This window comes from Acinetobacter bereziniae LMG 1003 = CIP 70.12 (genome assembly GCF_000368925.1).
GTDB lineage: Bacteria > Pseudomonadota > Gammaproteobacteria > Pseudomonadales > Moraxellaceae > Acinetobacter > Acinetobacter bereziniae.
Genome location: NZ_KB849756.1, coordinates 461,603 through 478,470 on the forward strand (window position 1 = coordinate 461,603; position 16,868 = coordinate 478,470).

The 16,868-nt window shown below is 37.0% G+C and carries 18 protein-coding genes; 12 read left to right on the plus strand and 6 right to left on the minus strand.

What is annotated here, in order from left to right:
* Nucleotides 1–252 precede the first annotated feature (252 nt).
* Complete coding sequence (locus F938_RS12285; protein ID WP_005032160.1) at nt 253–633, plus strand: hypothetical protein; 381 nt, start codon at nt 253–255, stop codon at nt 631–633.
* 76 nt (nt 634–709) lie between these two features.
* Here the strand turns inward: F938_RS12285 and rhlB are convergent, their stop codons facing one another.
* A complete protein-coding gene (rhlB, locus tag F938_RS12290) occupies nt 710–1,861 on the minus strand; it encodes an ATP-dependent RNA helicase RhlB (RefSeq protein ID WP_004824345.1) in 1,152 nt (383 codons plus the stop codon).
* A gap of 107 nt (nt 1,862–1,968) precedes the next feature.
* Complete coding sequence (locus F938_RS12295; protein WP_004824348.1) at nt 1,969–2,181, minus strand: cold-shock protein; 213 nt, start codon at nt 2,179–2,181, stop codon at nt 1,969–1,971.
* A 379-nt stretch (nt 2,182–2,560) separates the two neighbouring features.
* Between F938_RS12295 and F938_RS12300 the strand changes: the two genes are divergently transcribed.
* The 8 genes from F938_RS12300 (at nt 2,561) to F938_RS12335 (ending at nt 8,031) form a co-directional block, all read left to right on the plus strand.
* Nucleotides 2,561–2,815, plus strand: a complete 255-nt coding sequence (locus F938_RS12300) for a sulfurtransferase TusA family protein (RefSeq protein WP_004824350.1) — start codon at nt 2,561–2,563, stop codon at nt 2,813–2,815.
* A gap of 138 nt (nt 2,816–2,953) precedes the next feature.
* Nucleotides 2,954–3,823: an RNA polymerase sigma factor RpoH gene (gene rpoH, locus F938_RS12305; RefSeq protein ID WP_004824351.1), complete on the plus strand. Its 870-nt coding sequence runs from the start codon at nt 2,954–2,956 to the stop codon at nt 3,821–3,823.
* A 157-nt stretch (nt 3,824–3,980) separates the two neighbouring features.
* The gene (locus F938_RS12310) at nt 3,981–4,346 is read left to right on the plus strand and encodes a DUF423 domain-containing protein (protein WP_005032162.1); all 366 of its coding nucleotides are present in this window, start codon (nt 3,981–3,983) and stop codon (nt 4,344–4,346) included.
* Nucleotides 4,347–4,396: 50 nt separating this feature from the next.
* A complete protein-coding gene (thiS, locus tag F938_RS12315; RefSeq protein WP_004824354.1) occupies nt 4,397–4,594 on the plus strand; it encodes a sulfur carrier protein ThiS in 198 nt (65 codons plus the stop codon).
* A 14-nt stretch (nt 4,595–4,608) separates the two neighbouring features.
* Nucleotides 4,609–5,409, plus strand: a complete 801-nt coding sequence (locus tag F938_RS12320) for a thiazole synthase (protein ID WP_005032163.1) — start codon at nt 4,609–4,611, stop codon at nt 5,407–5,409.
* Between the two features lie 437 nt (nt 5,410–5,846).
* Nucleotides 5,847–6,548, plus strand: a complete 702-nt coding sequence (locus tag F938_RS12325; RefSeq protein WP_005032164.1) for a hypothetical protein — start codon at nt 5,847–5,849, stop codon at nt 6,546–6,548.
* Nucleotides 6,532–7,230, plus strand: coding sequence for a hypothetical protein (locus tag F938_RS12330; protein ID WP_005032165.1), 699 nt, complete (start codon nt 6,532–6,534; stop codon nt 7,228–7,230). Before F938_RS12325 ends, F938_RS12330 begins: the two co-directional genes overlap by 17 nt.
* 90 nt (nt 7,231–7,320) lie before the next feature.
* Complete coding sequence (locus tag F938_RS12335; RefSeq protein ID WP_005032166.1) at nt 7,321–8,031, plus strand: hypothetical protein; 711 nt, start codon at nt 7,321–7,323, stop codon at nt 8,029–8,031.
* A 42-nt stretch (nt 8,032–8,073) separates the two neighbouring features.
* Here F938_RS12335 and F938_RS12340 read toward each other — a convergent pair whose 3' ends face one another.
* From F938_RS12340 to gstA, 3 genes are all read right to left on the minus strand, one after another.
* Nucleotides 8,074–8,388, minus strand: coding sequence for a putative quinol monooxygenase (locus F938_RS12340; RefSeq protein WP_005032167.1), 315 nt, complete (start codon nt 8,386–8,388; stop codon nt 8,074–8,076).
* Between the two features lie 44 nt (nt 8,389–8,432).
* Nucleotides 8,433–9,014, minus strand: coding sequence for an NAD(P)H-dependent oxidoreductase (locus F938_RS12345; RefSeq protein WP_005032168.1), 582 nt, complete (start codon nt 9,012–9,014; stop codon nt 8,433–8,435).
* A gap of 208 nt (nt 9,015–9,222) precedes the next feature.
* Nucleotides 9,223–9,834, minus strand: a complete 612-nt coding sequence (gstA, locus tag F938_RS12350; protein ID WP_004824362.1) for a glutathione transferase GstA — start codon at nt 9,832–9,834, stop codon at nt 9,223–9,225.
* A 216-nt stretch (nt 9,835–10,050) separates the two neighbouring features.
* On the opposite strand from gstA, the gene F938_RS12355 reads away from it, so the two are divergent.
* The 3 genes from F938_RS12355 (at nt 10,051) to F938_RS12365 (ending at nt 14,340) form a co-directional block, all read left to right on the plus strand.
* On the plus strand, nt 10,051–11,517 hold the full coding sequence (locus tag F938_RS12355) for a SulP family inorganic anion transporter (protein ID WP_005032169.1): 1,467 nt from the start codon (nt 10,051–10,053) through the stop codon (nt 11,515–11,517).
* A 241-nt stretch (nt 11,518–11,758) separates the two neighbouring features.
* Nucleotides 11,759–12,451 carry a response regulator transcription factor gene (locus tag F938_RS12360; RefSeq protein ID WP_005032170.1) on the plus strand — a complete coding sequence of 231 codons (693 nt, stop codon included), beginning with the start codon at nt 11,759–11,761 and terminating at the stop codon, nt 12,449–12,451.
* Nucleotides 12,397–14,340 (plus strand): sensor histidine kinase, encoded by a 1,944-nt coding sequence (locus F938_RS12365; RefSeq protein WP_005032171.1) that lies wholly within the window; start codon nt 12,397–12,399, stop codon nt 14,338–14,340. Before F938_RS12360 ends, F938_RS12365 begins: the two co-directional genes overlap by 55 nt.
* Before the next feature lie 53 nt (nt 14,341–14,393).
* On the opposite strand, the gene F938_RS12370 is transcribed toward F938_RS12365, so the two are convergent.
* Entirely contained in the window at nt 14,394–16,847 is a 2,454-nt protein-coding gene (locus F938_RS12370) for an ExeM/NucH family extracellular endonuclease (protein WP_005032172.1), read from the minus strand.
* Between the last annotated feature and the right edge of the window lie 21 nt (nt 16,848–16,868).

Sequence of the window (16,868 nt, forward strand, 5' to 3'; positions counted from 1 at the left end):
CACACTCTAAAATCATTACGCTATCTCAGCAGAAATTTACTCAACAGCTATGTCTATTTTTTTAAATAACTCTCAGACAAAACTTTATTTTCTGAGAATTACCATGATCAACAAATAGGCGTTTTTAGCAATAAGTCCCATAAAAACTGCAAAATTTATACATGTTTTTCAATATTTAGCACATATTCTATGTTCAAATCATAGCTAATTAATAAAATTCTTTTTATTTTTCACTGATCATTTGGAGTCAATATGAATAAATTTACTGCTCTTTCACTCCTTGCCAGTTCTGCACTATTTCTTAGTGCATGTGCATCAAACCCAACACAAACATTAGCAATTCAAAAAGCCGACAATCAATATGAAGTCACAGGCTTAGGTAAAGATCAAATTATGGCAAAAAACAACGCCATTGTTGCTGCCAACAAAACTTGTGGCAAAAAAGCAGCACCTGTCTTAATCAATGAAAAAACTGAATATCATGGCAGTTTAAATGGTGTGGTCGATGAGCAGACGGGTAAAATGATCACTGCTGCGGCTGGCGTAATCGGCTCGGTCATGGGTAAAAATTATGGTATTGAAAAAGATACTGACTACCAAAGCACTTTAACCTTTAGCTGTAAAGCCAACTAATACGATGAGTTGAATTAAAAATCCCACGATTAAAGTGGGATTTTTAATTTGATCTATGCCAAGTTAATTTATGTGTTTAGCAATAACCTTCTAAACGGGTCAAAGGTAATTTCTGTCCAATGGCTTTTTCAATCGTTGGCAAATTAAAGGCATCATCTTCCGACAAGAAACTAATACTTACCCCTTGTGTTCCAGCTCGCCCAGTACGCCCAATACGATGTACATAATCATCAGACTGTTCAGGTAGAGTGAAATTGATCACATGCGATACACCATCTACATGAATACCACGACCTGCAACATCTGTTGCGATCATGATGTTATGTTTACCATTTTTAAATTGGTCTAGCATTTTCAAACGCTTGTCTTGTGCAATCTCGCCAGACAGCATGACCACTTTATAACCATCCGCCTTCAAATGATCATACAATTTACGGACCTGATCACGACGATTCGCAAAAATCATCACTTTTTCGATTGGTTCATCCGTTAAAATTTCACGTAATAACTTATATTTGTCTTTCTTTTCGACCACATAAACGCGTTGCTCAACATCAGCATTGGTTTTCTTTTCAGGTTCAATTTCTACAGTGACAGGTTCGAAAAGCCATTGTTGTGCAAGATTAAGTACGTCATAACTAAAAGTAGCTGAAAACATTAAAGTTTGACGTTGTTCTTTACGTGGAGAAAAACGCACAATGCGTTTTACTGAAGGGATAAAGCCCATATCCAATAAACGGTCAGCTTCATCAATGACTAAAAACTCAATTTGATCTAACCAGATTTCTTTTTGTTCAGTAAAATCAATTAAACGCCCTGGTGTTGCGACTAAAATATCAACAAAACCTTGATCCAACTGCTTTCTCTGCTTGTCAAAATCTACACCACCAACCAAAGTGACGACATTTAAACCGCTATATTTCACCAAATCTTTGGCGTCGTTTTCAATTTGAATCGCCAGCTCTCGTGTAGGTGCAAGAATCAAAGCACGTGGTTCACCACGAAAACGCTGTGTTTGAATCGGATTATTGAGCAAATCATTAATAATACTGACTAAGAATGCTGCTGTTTTTCCAGTACCTGTTTGAGCACGCCCAATTGCATCATGACCTGCCAAAGTATACTTCAATACTTTTTGTTGGATGGGGGTCATTTCTTTAAACCCTAAAGCATCAATCGCTTGTTTAAGTTGCGGATGTAAATTAAGGGTTTCGAAACCTGATGACATAAATACGAGCTCTAACTGTAGACACTTTGAATTGCGCCCATTATAAACAAAAAACGCCCCAATTTATAAAAAATTGGAGCGCCACTTAAATTTTTAAAAATTTAAGATTAGTCTAAAGGCTGAACTTCTTCAGCTTGAAAACCTTTTTGACCTTGTACAACGCTAAATTCAACACGTTGACCGTCACGAAGTGAACGATGACCTTCACCTTGAATAGCACGGAAATGAACGAAAACGTCATCACCGCCTGCGCGTTGGATAAAGCCGAAGCCTTTAGTGTCGTTGAACCATTTAACTACGCCTTGTTCACGAGCTGTCATAAGTTAATCCTCAGTTATTAAGAAAAGGGACCACCCGGTGTTGCAAACAGCAGAGCAAACAAAGTTTTAAAATATTTTGTAATTTCAAAGCTTGTAATCATTCTGTAAAACTATTAACAAAATCCCGGTTACATCCATTTGTAATAGGGTTCAAAACAACAATTGTTTCTGACAAATCCTAAATACGCAACGAGCTTAACATGGGTTTATGACAATTAATAGAATTTTTTTTGATAATTATTTTCGATATCAAGCTTATTTTTTAAACACCTTAAATATTATTTTTTATCAACGCAAGAATATTGCAAATTGTGTTGGGTAGTTCTAAGAAACTTGCTAAAATAATACTTCCATAACAGTGTTATATTTTTGCCATAAAATGAATGAAACTTTAGGTCAAATACCTATTGATACAAATCCAATTGAAATTGACAGTATGGGTAAACCCTGCCCTATGCCTTTGTTAATGTTGAAACGTGAATTAAAAAAAGCACTGCCTCAGCAAATGTTCTTGTTAAAGTCATCTGACCCACATAGTATGATCGACATTGCCCGTTACTGCGAAATACATCAGCTCGACTGTCAATTGACTCAAGTATCCGAGCATGAATTTCATTACTTAATTGAATCTTAATTATTTTCAATTAAAATTTATTTTTGCAAATTGGCATATATATTTACATTTCTATACCCAAATTTTCTTACTTATGTACAATATTCGAATTAAGATGAATGCATTAGTAATACGACGAAATTCCTATAAGGAGAACTCATGAGTGACAGCAGCAATCAGTTGATGCCCCTGTCCTTATCTGCACCAGGTGTTAACTTAGGTGCTTATATCAGCACCGTAAATCAGATTCCAATTTTGACAGCTGAGCAAGAAAAAGAGTTAGCTGATCGTTATTTCTATGATCAAGATTTAGATGCTGCAAAAATGTTAGTGATGTCTCACTTACGTTTCGTGGTTCATATTGCCCGCAGTTATGCAGGTTATGGCTTGCCACAAGGTGATTTAATTCAAGAAGGTAATCTCGGTTTAATGAAAGCTGTTAAACGTTTCGATCCTAATATGGGCGTGCGTTTAGTGTCTTTTGCAGTGCACTGGATTAAGGCTGAGATTCATGAATATGTGATCCGCAACTGGCGAATTGTCAAAATTGCGACCACAAAGGCGCAACGTAAATTATTTTTTAATTTACGTAGTCTTAAAAAGTCGAGCAAAAAACTGACCCTTGAAGAAGCACAATCAATTGCTAAAGACTTGAATGTTACACCAGAACAAGTCTTGGAAATGGAAGGTCGATTGACTGCTTATGATGCAGCTTTCGAAGCTCAAGGTGATGACGATGATGAAGGTTCAACCCATGTTGCCCCTGCATTATATCTAGAAGATAACCGTTATGATCCTGCGCGTTTGGTTGAAGAAGAAGATTATGAAGAACAAAGTACTTCGGCTTTACATGATGCGATGGAACAGTTAGATGATCGTTCAAGAAATATCTTGCAACGCCGTTGGTTAGATGATGATAAATCTACATTACACGAGTTAGCGGCAGAATATAATGTTTCAGCTGAACGTATTCGCCAATTAGAAAAAAATGCTATGGATAAAATTAAGATTGCCATGTCATCCAACTAACTTCTATCCGTGAAAACATCGGTTTTAATAAAAGGGCGATCTGCCCTTTTATTTTGCTTAAAGTTTTATTGAATCTCGTATCTTCATAGATTTTGCCTTTAATCCGAGTTAAATTTTATGTTATGGTTATGCGCAAATTGATGCAGATGAATGGCTTATGTGGATTGCAATTTCAGCACTGAATTTAGCACTTGCAGTAATCTTAGGTGCATTTGGGGCACATGGTTTAAAAGCCCGAGCAACAGAAGCACAGTTGACTTGGTGGCAAACAGCAACTGATTATTTCTTCTATCATGCCCTCGGTTTATTGGCATTGGCAATACTCAGTAAAGTCATTCCTCAACTTCCAATCAAAGCCAGTTTTATGCTGATCCAAATCGGAATTCTATTTTTTTGCGGTTCGCTATATATCATGGCACTTGGCTTACCACGTGGCTTAGGTGCAATTACACCGATTGGCGGTGCATTGATGATTGCTGGATGGTTGGTGCTTGCCTGGAATGCATTAAAATACGCAAAATAATTCTGTTTTGACTTTTGAAATCACAATTTGCGCAATCAAATGGAATGTCTATGCAAATTTTCTTAAATGGTGAGCCCCAAGAAACCTCTTGCCAAAATCTTTTACAACTGGTTCAAGAACTTTCACTGGAAGGTAAACGCTTTGCGGTTGAAATGAATGAAATGATCATTTCTAAAAGCAAACTTGAACTCACCCCTATTGCTGAAAAAGATCGTATTGAAATCATTCATGCGGTTGGTGGCGGCTAATTTGGAGCTCTCCCATGCTAGATTTAACGACTAAAAACTCGCCACTTATTATTGGTTCACGCACCTTCCAGTCTCGTCTTCTTGTCGGCACAGGCAAATATAAAGACATGCAGGAAACAGATTTAGCCATCCAAGCGAGTGGTGCTGAAATCGTGACGGTTGCTATTCGACGTGTAAATATTGGACAAAATCCAGATCAACCGAATTTATTGTCGGTGATTCCACCTGAGAAATATACCATCCTTCCAAATACCGCAGGTTGTTTTGATGCCAATAGTGCGGTACGTACCTGTATGTTGGCACGTGAGCTTTTGGACGGACACAACTTGGTCAAACTTGAGGTTTTGGGTGATGAAAAAACCCTGTACCCGAATGTGACCGCAACACTCGAAGCAGCACGTACGCTTATTGATGATGGGTTTGAAGTGATGGTTTATACATCGGATGATCCAATTGTTGCACAAGAACTTGAAAGTATGGGTTGTGTCGCGATTATGCCTTTAGGCAGCCTCATTGGTTCAGGGCTTGGAATTTTAAATCCACATACCATTTCCATCATCAAAGAAAATGCAAAGGTTCCAGTGTTGGTCGATGCTGGTGTTGGTACAGCGAGTGATGCAGCTATTGCAATGGAATTGGGTTGTGATGGTGTATTAATGAATACAGCAATTGCTGCTGCACAAAATCCTGTTTTGATGGCTTCAGCAATGAAAAAAGCTGTCGAAGCGGGTCGTGAAGCTTATTTGGCAGGTCGCATGCCACGTAAGCGAATGGCAAATGCAAGTTCACCTGAAACAGGTTATTTCTTTAAATAACTTCAACCAAATCGCTTGTTGATGATTCACTCAAAGACTTAGATTGTCTAAAAGGGTTTTTCGAAATTCTTTTAGACTGAAAATATCTTACTAACTGATGTTACGCACTTGATTTAAATTAAGTAGGTAAAAAAGAAAAAGCTAAATTTACACGACGGAGTCTTACATCCAAAGTTTAAATTTATGGAATAGCCTTCGGCTCAAGGTACTTTTGTTTTGTCAAAAGTACCCAAAACCATTGTCATCCGCAGAACTCGTTCACTATCGTCAAAATATTCAAAGTTTCGCAGAAACTTTACTTATTAGAAGGAGTCCTGCCTCAAGCAATTGCGGATGACGTTTTCGCGTATCCATATTCTTCTAGCTCCAAAATTTAATTTTAGAGTTACTGCGTAACATCAGTTAATAAACAGTTAATAAATCAATTGAGAAAAATGATGTTTAAAATAATAAATACATGTCTTTTCATAATGGCTTGTTTACCCGTCATAAGTTTTGCAAATCAATCAATAGGCGCTCTACAAAAATTTGTACCGCATGATTGGGAAATACTTTCTCAAGCCAAGGGTGATTTGAATCAGGATGGAAAAGAAGATATTGCACTGCTCATCCAACCGAAAAACAAACATCAACACAAACGTAAACTTTTGATATTATTAAAAACGGATCAGCAATTACAACTCAAACTAAGTCAACACATTCCAAAGTGGACCTACCGTGCAAATGAGCCTTGTGCGGAAGATGCGCTTGATGATTCATCTTTAAACATTAAAAATCAACGTTTGGAATTGTTATTCAATAGTATGTCATCGTGTAGCAATACCTATGGTTTAATTACCACATATAGTTTTAAACTAAACCAAAATCACTTCCATTTAATTGGCTATGACTCATCTTATCTGGATAAAATTACTGGTCAACAAGACGAAATTAGTATTAACTTTTTGACACGTAAAGCCAAACTCAGCACAACTCCAAATATTTTTGCTGAAGTTGAAACGCCACCTAAAGTGATTTGGAAAACAATCAATTCAGCCAAAAGCCACACTGTGGAAACTGTACCTTGGGAGAATGAAGCGTTAGTTTTCAATTTTAGTGCTCAATTTATTGGAGAAAAAAATAATGAAAAACAAAATTGATTTAGTTTTATTTTGTGCATTGACGACCTGTTCAACTTTAGCTTGTGCAAACAACACCACACCCTATCAATCATTTATTCCTAAAAAATGGAAAGTATTGAGTCAAGCACAAGGTGACTTAAATGGTGATCGGCAAACTGATGTTGCCTTGATTATTGAAAATACTGATCCCAAAAATATTGTGACCAATGATCGCTTAGGTAACCCTCAACTGAATTTAAACCAACGAAAGCTATTAATTTTACTTAAATCCCCTCAAGGCTATCGTCTTGCAGCAAGTAATTCCACTTTACCCAGCGAAGGAGACCAAGAATCTCCTTGTCTTGCCGACCCTTTAGGCGAAGGTAATCCACTCACCATCAAAAATGGATTAGTGCAAATTAATTTACATTATTGGCTCAGTTGTGGTTCATGGTATGTGAGCAATCATGTTTTTACTTTCCGCTACCAAAATCAATCTTTTCAGCTGATTGGATATGATGTTAAAGACTTCCATCGTCCGTCTGGTGAAACCAATGCAAAAAGTATCAATTTTTTAACAGGAAAAATCAAAAAAACTACGGGTGGCAATGGCTTTGAAGATCAAAAACAAACTGCCCAAGTATCATGGTCAAAGTTAAAACAAAAATATGCACTCACACTGGAACGAATTGACTTTAAAAACTATGGAGAATATGAATAAAAACGTTTTAAACTTGATCAAGCCGACATTAAATGAATGATAAAAACAAATTCATTATAGGTTTAATAAAAATTATATGGGATCAAAACAATGTATCGTAAAAATTTATTCTGTCTATTTTTTGCGCTCGCAAACTGCTCAAGCTTGGTTATGGCAGATATTGGTGAAACTACTGGACTTGAAACGTATATTCCAAAAGGTTGGAAAATACTAGGTAAAGCTGAAGGTGATTTAAATGGTGATCAACAACCCGATCTTGCTTTGATTATTGAAAATACTGACCCCAAAAATATTGTTCATCATGACTCATATGATAAAAATTCAGAAAATCAAAGACTGAACCTAAATGAACGAAAATTACTGGTTTTATTTAAAGATGATCAAACTTACCATCAAATCGCCAGTAACGATTCACTGCCAAGGGAAAACAGCAATGAAAAGAAATGCCTAATTGACCCTCTGATCGTAGACCACTCCCCCATTATCCAGAATGGATTACTCAAAATCTCTCTAAATTTTGGGTTTCGTTGTGAGTCATGGGAGGTTTTTAATAATTTATATAGCTTCCGTTATCAAAACCAAGCATTTTATCTAATTGGCTACGATTTACATTACTTTGATCGACCATCAGGCAATAGTCGTAGTGAAAGTACTGATTTTTTAACCAGAAAATTCAAACAGAGCTTAAGCACTCCTGAGCTTGACCTTAAACGTTCACCACAAATATCACAGTCAAAATTAAACAAAGCACCTTTACTCAAATTGGAGCAGATCAACTTTGCGCTTTATGTTCACCGTTAGCCTCTCCTAAAGGGAGAAGCAACAGTTTGAAGAAAAGCAGTATTAGAACCCGTGCTCTAAAATACGGATTTTAACTTCAGCCACATGGTCTTTGACTGCAAGCTGATATGCTTGCATATGCTCTGTTTGTAAGTGAGCATTAAGATGCTCAATACTTTCCCATTTTTCAAGCATGACAATCAAATCAGCATCCTGAGTTTGATAATTCACATCGACATTGGCATCAACTAAAAGCTGATAGCCATGACAGCCCTGTTCTTGCAGTACTGTTGGCGTGATTTTCCTAAAGGCTTGAATAATCTGTTGTTTATGTATGCCATTCGGATGAGCATAAATTTCAGCAATAATTGTTAACATTTTATCTTTCTCGGCATTGTCAATGGGCTATTAATTTGCATTACTTAAGCAAAAAGGCGATTCAAATGATCACGATATTGCTGCTCATATTGTTCAACGTGAGGTGCTTTAATGACATCATTCACAATAAACGTATCCAAACTTTGCATACCTAAAAATTGATTGGCTTTATGAAAAGGTAAATAAACACCATCTACCCCCACGCCATGAAAGAATTGTTCTGGGTCATCAAATGCATCTATAGGTGCATTCCATGTCAGTGACAACATATACTTTTTGTCATGAATTAAGCCGCCGGAACCATACTTTTTAGCAGCATCAGAACGAGTTCGACCATCATTGGCATATAAGCTTCCATGACCAGTGGTAAATACATCATCAATATACTTTTTCATTGTCCACGGTGCACCCATCCACCATCCTGGCATTTGATAAATCACGGTATCTGCCCAAAGGTATTTTTCTACTTCTTCCTGAGCATCATAAGATGAATCTGTACGAGTGATTTTAATGCTATGCCCTAAATCAGATAATACGTGTTCAGCTAAAGTGGTCAAGGTATCGTTTAATTCACCATTTGAATGTGCAAACTGTTTTGCGCCATTTACAATCAAAATATTACTCATTGCTCACCTGTGTCTCAGCTATGTATTAAGTTTATGGCGCCACTATAGTGAGAATTTTTATCGCAAAAAATGCAAAAATAAGCAAAATATTATTGACTAAAAATCAACAATTATGATTAACACATGATTTAAAGTACTGATCGAAATGCAATGGCAATTAATCATGCATAAAAAAACACCCGAAGGTGTTTTTAAAATGATCAGCACATCAAGGAATCAGCCCTTCATCACGCATTGCAATTTGCACAGATTGGCGTTCAGCCACTTTATTGCGTAAAGCTACAATATTGGTAAACGGCGTTAAATCATGTTGAATATAATTCGACCAGTTGGTTAGCACGAATAAATATGCATCTGCTGGACCAAAACGGTCGTTAACCAAATAATCGTATTCTGATTCTGCCAAATAATCATCAATATATTTCAACATTTTATCTAATGTAGCATAGCCACGCACTTTCTCATCTTCTGTTATTGCTGGATCAAAAAATACAGCATATTCATCATGTAGTTCTGAGTTTAAATAACCTAGCCATTCCAATACTTTGGCACGTCCCAAACCAGATGGTGGGATCAAATCTTGTTTTGGATCATGTTGAGCGATAAAAGGAAGAACCGCGACATTCTCAGTCAAAATCAAACCTGGATTAATTTCTAAAGCGGGGACATAGCCTTTTGGATTAATTTCGTAATAATCAGCACCCTTTTCTGTCTTATGCGTTTTTAAATCAACACGTTCCAGATCAAAATCAACATTAATTTCATTCAATAGAATATGAGCAGCTAAAGAACATGCACCTGGTGAATAATATAACTTCATATCTAATCCTTGTTATATGACTGTTTAAGTTGTAAATGGCTTCATCGGTAATTTCAAGTTAAGAAACATAGAAATTTGCAAATCAGCTTAAATTTATAAAACTGCTACAACTTGAATATTCAGCAAAACGAAGACTTTTTCAAGTCAAACTTAGCTGCATTTTCACTAAAAGATGTTTTAACATACGCATCTTTAAAGAATGATGAAAGGTTTGTAGTGATTAGTCTGAAAAAAGCAGAATGGTTTTCCAATATTCGTACAGATGTACTCGCTGGATTAGTCGTTGGCTTAGCACTTATTCCTGAATCTATTGCATTTTCTGCAATTGCGGGTGTTGACCCTCAAGTCGGGCTTTATGCTTCATTTTGTATTGCTGTGACCATAGCTTTTTTTGGTGGTCGCACAGCCATGATTTCCGCTGCTACAGGCGCTATGGCATTGCTTATGGTGACTTTGGTCAAAGATCATGGTCTACAATATTTATTTGCTACCACAATCTTAACAGGCATTATTCAAATCCTCGCGGGCTATTTCAAAGTCGCAAAATTACTGCGTTTTGTTTCTCAATCTGTGGTGTATGGATTTGTGAATGCATTAGCAATTTTAATTTTTGTCGCACAAATTCCCGAATTGCAACGAATGGATTTGACCGCCTATCTATTTGTTGGATTAGGACTTCTTGTTGTCTATTTATTTCCATATATTCCAAAAATTGGCAGACTGATTCCCTCACCTTTGGTATGTATCATTGTACTTAGTCTGGTCGCAATGCTGTTCAACACAGATATGCGTACTGTGAGTGATTTAGGCAAATTTCCCGATACATTGCCTATTTTTCTTATTCCTGAAATACCGCTTAACCTTGATACTTTAAAAATCATTTTTCCTTATGCAGTTACATTGGCAACTGTAGGTTTACTTGAAACCATGATGACGACCACAATTGTCAATGAAGTCACGCAAACTGAAGGCGATCGTCATAAAGAATGTCGTGGTCAAGGTATTGCCAATATCGCCAGTGGATTTATGGGTGGTATGGCAGGTTGTGCAATGATTGGACAATCGATTATCAATGTTTCTTCAGGTGCACGTACACGTTTGTCAACGCTGGTCGCTGGAGTATTTTTACTGTGTTTAGTGGTCTTTTTAAAAGATTGGTTGGCATATATTCCAATGGCTGCTTTGGTAGCAATTATGATTATGGTGGCATTCACAACTTTTAATTGGGATTCGCTCAAAAACTTTTCCAAACATCCTAAACAAAGTAATACAGTCATGCTCACAGTGGTTGTTATTGTATTGATGACCCACAACTTAGCTTTGGGTGTATTGGTTGGCGTTCTATTATCTGCACTGTTCTTGGTAAATAAACTTGAAAGCGGAGTCAGTGTTCGTTCTGAATTATCCGAAGACCAAAGCCGTCACTATTATGTTTATGGTCAGATTTTCTTTAGCAGTGCCGAAAAGTTTTTTCAATTTTTTGATTTTCATGAAACAACAGAAAAAGTCACTATTGATTTAACTCATGCGCATATTTGGGATATCACCTCGGTCAATATGTTAAAGCAGGTACAAAATAAATTTCTACAGAATAATGTTCAAGTTGAAGTGATCGGTATGAATGAAGCAAGCCGTACGCTTGTAGATCAATTTAGTTCATCAACAGCAAGCGCTACTTCATGATTTGAGAAATGTTATAAAGCATGTGGTGTACTTTTACTGCGAGTGAACTGCATGTTTAAAATTTAAACGGCATCAACTTAGGTTGTATGCTGTTTGCTTTCCGTAGACACCCTCCAAAAAACTATAATTTCCATGTTCTAAATCATGTTTAAATCGTAAAAATACCTATTATCAGGTATAGCGAAGTATCTAAATATCTGAAAAACTAGATACATTAAGCATCAATGAGCTTTTTCACATCATGAACAATGAGTTAAGTTTACCTGTACCTGTCATCATAGTAGAGGATGAACCGCTTATACAAAAAAGGCTATCAGATATATTGGTGAATATTGGCTATTCAACATCAGACTTAGCTTTTGCCCAAAGTTTAGCGCAAGCCAAAGAATTACTTGAAACACAATCTGCATCTTTTGCCTTGGTTGACTTAGGTCTCCCTGACGGAAATGGGATTGAGTTTATTGAAATTTTAAAGAACTATGATCCGACCATTACGGTTTTAGTAATCTCGGCGTGGAGTACTGAAGATGCGATTCTCAACGCATTAAGTGCTGGTGCAACAGGGTATGTACTTAAAGAACGTGATGATATTGAAGTCGCACTTTCAATTAAAAGTGTCTTACGTGGCGGTGCGCCTATAGATCCATTTATCGCGCAAAAAATTTTAAAACAATTACACTTCAATGAAAAAAATAATGGAAATAAACCGATAAATAGCCAAAAATCGATTGAAAATGAGAGTATTTTATCAAAAAGAGAACTTGGAATTTTAGAGCTGGTGTCACAGGGTTTAAGCAATAAGGAAATTGCAGATCAACTCAATTTATCTCGCTATACCGTTGAATCTCATATTAAACATATTTACCGGAAACTTGCGGTATGCAACAGAGCCAAAGCCATCGATACAGCACGCAACATGGGCTTACTCGATTAACTCTCAATATTATTGGTTTTCTGTATTTGCTTTTCGCTATGTTGCAAAATGCATCTTTTGCTCAAGCAAATCTCTTAAATCAACATCTTGAAGCAAATAGCAGCTGTCATTTTGAAATTCTTAATATAGAGGTTGCACAAGCGACGGCGAATCAACCAGAACATGCTCCTCAATCTGGCTGGGAGCGTGTTCAATTACCTGATGACTGGGAAAAGCGTTGGGCTCACTATACGGGTAGCGCATGGTATAAAATTCAATGGCGTTACCAATGTAATCAAGACCATCAAGCCGTTGCACTTTTGATAGAACGTATTAATTTAGCTGGTGCAATTTATAGCAATAATGAATTGTTATGGAAAGATAAGTCTCTCGTTGAACCATTATCAAGAAGTTGGAACATGCCAAGATATTGGGTTCTTCCGTCTTCCTCTGTTCAAAATAAGCAAAATGAAATTTTAGTCCGTGTTGTTGGTGTTTCATCACAACATTCTGGCTTAGGCAAAATTCGATTTGGGCGTGCAGAAGATATTATCAATCAAAATGATCAACTGATTTTCGAACGACGTACTTTATTTCTTATCAATATTATCATCAGCTTTGTTCTAGGAACCATTGGCTTTACGATTTGGTTGTTTCGGCGTGAAGAAAAAGCGTTTGGATGGTTTGGCTTAACCTCATTTTTCTGGGTGTTATTTGCGTATAACATTATATCCACCGTACCCCTTCCATTTACAGATACTTTATTCACAGCTCGACTGAATTTAGTCTTTTTAGTGGGTTATGTATATTGTCTATGTTTATTTGCATGGCGCTTTGCACTTCAACAATACACTTATCTTGAACGTTCGCTTTTCGCAAGCTTCATGATTTGCATCATAGCATTACTCTTTACGCCTAACGCATATTTGACCAAAAGCTTACTGATTACATTTCTTTATGCAGGTCTGGTGTTTATTTTTAACTGCATGCTGTTTCAATGGATTGCTTTTAAAAAACCCAAAGTCGACATTTTACTTTTAGCCTTTATTTTTCTAATTTACTTGGTGATTATTGTTCATGACCTCTACATCATGCTCCATCATGATGATCAGGAGCTCTATTGGACGCCATTTACAGCACCAATCACGAGTTTGGCAATTTCTTTTATTCTCGCTTATCGAATTTCACAAAACGTTTCTCGAATTGAAAAGTTCAATCAAACGCTTGAAGAAACAGTTGAGACAGTTACTTTTGATTTAGAACAGTCTTTAGAGAAAAAGCACCAACTGCAAATCGATAATATGCGTTTACAAGAACGCTTGAACTTGTCTCATGAATTGCATGATGGGCTGGGTGGTTCAATTGTACGTTCAATGATTTTACTCGAGCATAGTGAACATATCGAAAAACAACAAGTGCTCTCCATGTTTAAACTTTTACGGAATGATCTCCGACAAGTGATTGACTCAGGTACAAGTTTAGGTGAAAAAGTTCCTGAAAATCCAATCATGTGGGCTGCACCTTTAAGACATCGATTTATTCAACTTTTCGAAGAAATGGAAATTGAATCGACATGGGTATTTGCTGAAAATTGGCTACTCAAACCACCACCTTTGATTTGTTTAACCTTGTCGCGTGTAGCGGAAGAAGCTTTGACCAATATTATAAAACATAGTCAAGCTTCAGATGTCGAGGTCGCCCTAGTTGAAAATGAACGCCAGCAATTGATTTTAACCATTCAAGACAATGGCATCGGATTTGAAGTAGATCAGGTCCAGTCAGGGCTACATGTTGGCTTACAAAGCATGCAGGTTCGGGTCAAACGAATTGGAGGGAGTTTTGAAATACATTCACAGCAAGGATTTACACTCATCCGTGCTATCTTGCCCTTAAAAGATAAAAATGACTGAATTTAAAAAGAGAAACTAGATCTCTAGTTTCTCTTGGTTTGGACTGTTCAAGTTTATTTCTTTTTAGCGCGTGCCAATACCGATGTTGCTGTCAATAACATCAAGCCAAGTAAAGACCATAATCCAGTACTTCCCCCACTACTTTTTCCACTTGTTGTAGTTGATTCATTTAAGTCTAAATCTACAACAACAGGATCATGATCAGAAGAACGGAATGCATCTTCACTATAGAAAGATGCAATTTGTTCTTCTGTTTTAAACTCTTCATTATAGTCTAAAGCTGTTGGCTCATCTGCATTGATGTGCCATGCAAAAGTACGTTTAACCATTGGATATAAGTTTGCATCTGCTATGGCATGATCTAGATTACCCGCGCCGCCATTACCCGTTGCATCACTCGCAACTCCAAAGACATAGCTATATGCTAATTTACCTTGACCGATTTTTTCATCATTTAACAATACCTTATAGTTGGCTTTTTCAAAGGCTAAGATTGGGTCTTCTTTGGCATAACTGTTCATATCTCCAACCAATAAATAATTAGGCTTTTCAGCTTTGGTTGGATTTGTTGCAATCCATTGAATTAACTTTTGTACAGCAGTTACACGGGTTGGATTCCAGCAGCCTTGACCATCATTTTGATTGGCTTCAGGTGACGTTTTATCATCAGGACAACTGCCTTTGGATTTTAAATGATTCGGTATGACCGTAAAGGTTTTACCCCCTGTTAGCGCTTGGAAGCTTTGTGCCATAGTGACACGGTTTTTCTGGGTCAAGTCATCATAAACTACTGGGTTACCCACAGTTTTGACACGCTTACTGTTGTAGATAATCGCAACTGCGATCACATCAGTACCTAATTTATCCATATTTGGTGGAATAACATATTTCCAATCTGCCCCCAAAGCCTTGGTCAAATAAGCGACTGCACTTTTATCACCATAACCATTGTTGGCAATTTCCATCAAACCATAGACATCAGCATCAATTGCTTTAATCGCACTCACCGTTTTTGCGTGTTGACGATTAAATTCTGAAGAGGTATTCGCACCACGATCTGGTTTAACACCAATTAATGGAGAGTTGTCATAGTTCAATACATTAAATGCCGCCACACGGACTTGTTTGCTATCTTTAAGAGGAACATTCGCATTACGTAGGTTGGTGTCTTTGACGATTTCTGGCAGTGTTTTATTTTGAATGGGTTGTATGCGCCACGCATTGAAACGATATTCTAAAATCCCTTCAACATTCTTTAACTGATAACCTGTACGTAGAGTATTGGCAGCATTAAAATTCGCTGGAAGCCAAGGTGTTCTATTTTGATTATTATATCCATCATCTAAAATGATTTTTGATAAAAGGTTGGTTTTAGCTAATGCGACTGCTTCGGCTGATTTTGCTGGATATAAGTTGGTCGGGATATATAAACGTCCTAAACTTAATGACAACTGACCATAACGACCATAATCATAGTTTTCACTGACCGTTAAGGTTTGTGGCATTTTCACCAACATTCCCTGATAACGTTTAGGTGAATGACCAGTTGCGTCCGTTAAACTTGAAAATGGAAGTTGAATCGGTGTTGCACTGATCAAATTAGCAGCTTGATTATTACAAGTGCCAATATTGTTACTCAGTTGATCAAGCTGCAACTGATTTTGATAGGTCGTTAAACGTCCTTTGAGAATAACTTCCTCACCCACTTTTCCACCAGTGACTGTACTTCCAGCAGGAATATACACAAAAATGGCATTACTTAAATTCGCTTTGGCTTTTGTGTCAGGTGTTTGGATATAAAAACCTGAAAATCCATCTTGATAACGATAGTCAGCTGTGATTACACCACGAACAACATATTGCTGATTCTGAGTTGCAGATTGCAAATCTGCGATGGGGGTATCTGCTGTACTACAGCTCACTGCTGTTGCTGGTGGCGTTGCTGTATCTCCTCCTAAATAGATACTAAAGGCATTACGATCTGACCATTTTGTCCATTCACTATCTAAGTCGAAAGCACTATTTGGATCTACTGAACTCACATCATTTTTATTTTTTATTCTGCTTAGGCTATTTCCAGCACTCTTAAATGTTGTTCCCCAACCACCTGTTGGAGCTTCACCAATACGCCCAAAACGATCGACTGGGGTTCCTTTATATAAAAGCACCAATGCATCATCACCATTAAATGCCAAACCAGCGACCTGATTTACTTTATTCCCAATTTCTGCCTGTAATTCACTACGACCTAGAATGAATTTTGCTTTACTGGCTAAATTTCCTTGTAAAGTATATGTTGCAGTTTTGCTCGTTACTCCATTGGTATATTGTTGAATCTCATAATCCGCAAGGTTAATAGTGGATGCATCTGGATTATATATTTCTAATCCCTTTTTATTTGCTGTGCCGTCAATATATTGACTAAACATCAACTGAGCATAACTTGGAAATGAACAGCCCAATAAAGCTAGGCTTAAACATAGAGTATGAGGTTTTAAAATTTGCATGATTTTTAACGTTTGTTGAAA

Excerpts from the sequence above, each read along its gene's own strand:
- F938_RS12295 (WP_004824348.1), bottom strand. The coding sequence starts at position 2,181 with ATGACAGCTCGTGAACAAGGCGTAGTTAAATGGTTCAACGACACTAAA.
- F938_RS12345 (WP_005032168.1), bottom strand. The coding sequence starts at position 9,014 with ATGAGTAATATTTTGATTGTAAATGGCGCAAAACAGTTTGCACATTCA.
- F938_RS12320 (WP_005032163.1), top strand. The coding sequence starts at position 4,609 with ATGCTAGATTTAACGACTAAAAACTCGCCACTTATTATTGGTTCACGC.
- F938_RS12330 (WP_005032165.1), top strand. The coding sequence starts at position 6,532 with ATGAAAAACAAAATTGATTTAGTTTTATTTTGTGCATTGACGACCTGT.
- F938_RS12285 (WP_005032160.1), top strand. The coding sequence starts at position 253 with ATGAATAAATTTACTGCTCTTTCACTCCTTGCCAGTTCTGCACTATTT.
- F938_RS12335 (WP_005032166.1), top strand. The coding sequence starts at position 7,321 with ATGTATCGTAAAAATTTATTCTGTCTATTTTTTGCGCTCGCAAACTGC.
- rpoH (WP_004824351.1), top strand. The coding sequence starts at position 2,954 with ATGAGTGACAGCAGCAATCAGTTGATGCCCCTGTCCTTATCTGCACCA.
- F938_RS12325 (WP_005032164.1), top strand. The coding sequence starts at position 5,847 with ATGTTTAAAATAATAAATACATGTCTTTTCATAATGGCTTGTTTACCC.
- F938_RS12300 (WP_004824350.1), top strand. The coding sequence starts at position 2,561 with ATGAATGAAACTTTAGGTCAAATACCTATTGATACAAATCCAATTGAA.
- F938_RS12360 (WP_005032170.1), top strand. The coding sequence starts at position 11,759 with ATGAACAATGAGTTAAGTTTACCTGTACCTGTCATCATAGTAGAGGAT.
- thiS (WP_004824354.1), top strand. The coding sequence starts at position 4,397 with ATGCAAATTTTCTTAAATGGTGAGCCCCAAGAAACCTCTTGCCAAAAT.
- F938_RS12340 (WP_005032167.1), bottom strand. The coding sequence starts at position 8,388 with ATGTTAACAATTATTGCTGAAATTTATGCTCATCCGAATGGCATACAT.
- F938_RS12365 (WP_005032171.1), top strand. The coding sequence starts at position 12,397 with ATGCAACAGAGCCAAAGCCATCGATACAGCACGCAACATGGGCTTACT.
- gstA (WP_004824362.1), bottom strand. The coding sequence starts at position 9,834 with ATGAAGTTATATTATTCACCAGGTGCATGTTCTTTAGCTGCTCATATT.
- rhlB (WP_004824345.1), bottom strand. The coding sequence starts at position 1,861 with ATGTCATCAGGTTTCGAAACCCTTAATTTACATCCGCAACTTAAACAA.
- F938_RS12310 (WP_005032162.1), top strand. The coding sequence starts at position 3,981 with ATGTGGATTGCAATTTCAGCACTGAATTTAGCACTTGCAGTAATCTTA.
- F938_RS12370 (WP_005032172.1), bottom strand. The coding sequence starts at position 16,847 with ATGCAAATTTTAAAACCTCATACTCTATGTTTAAGCCTAGCTTTATTG.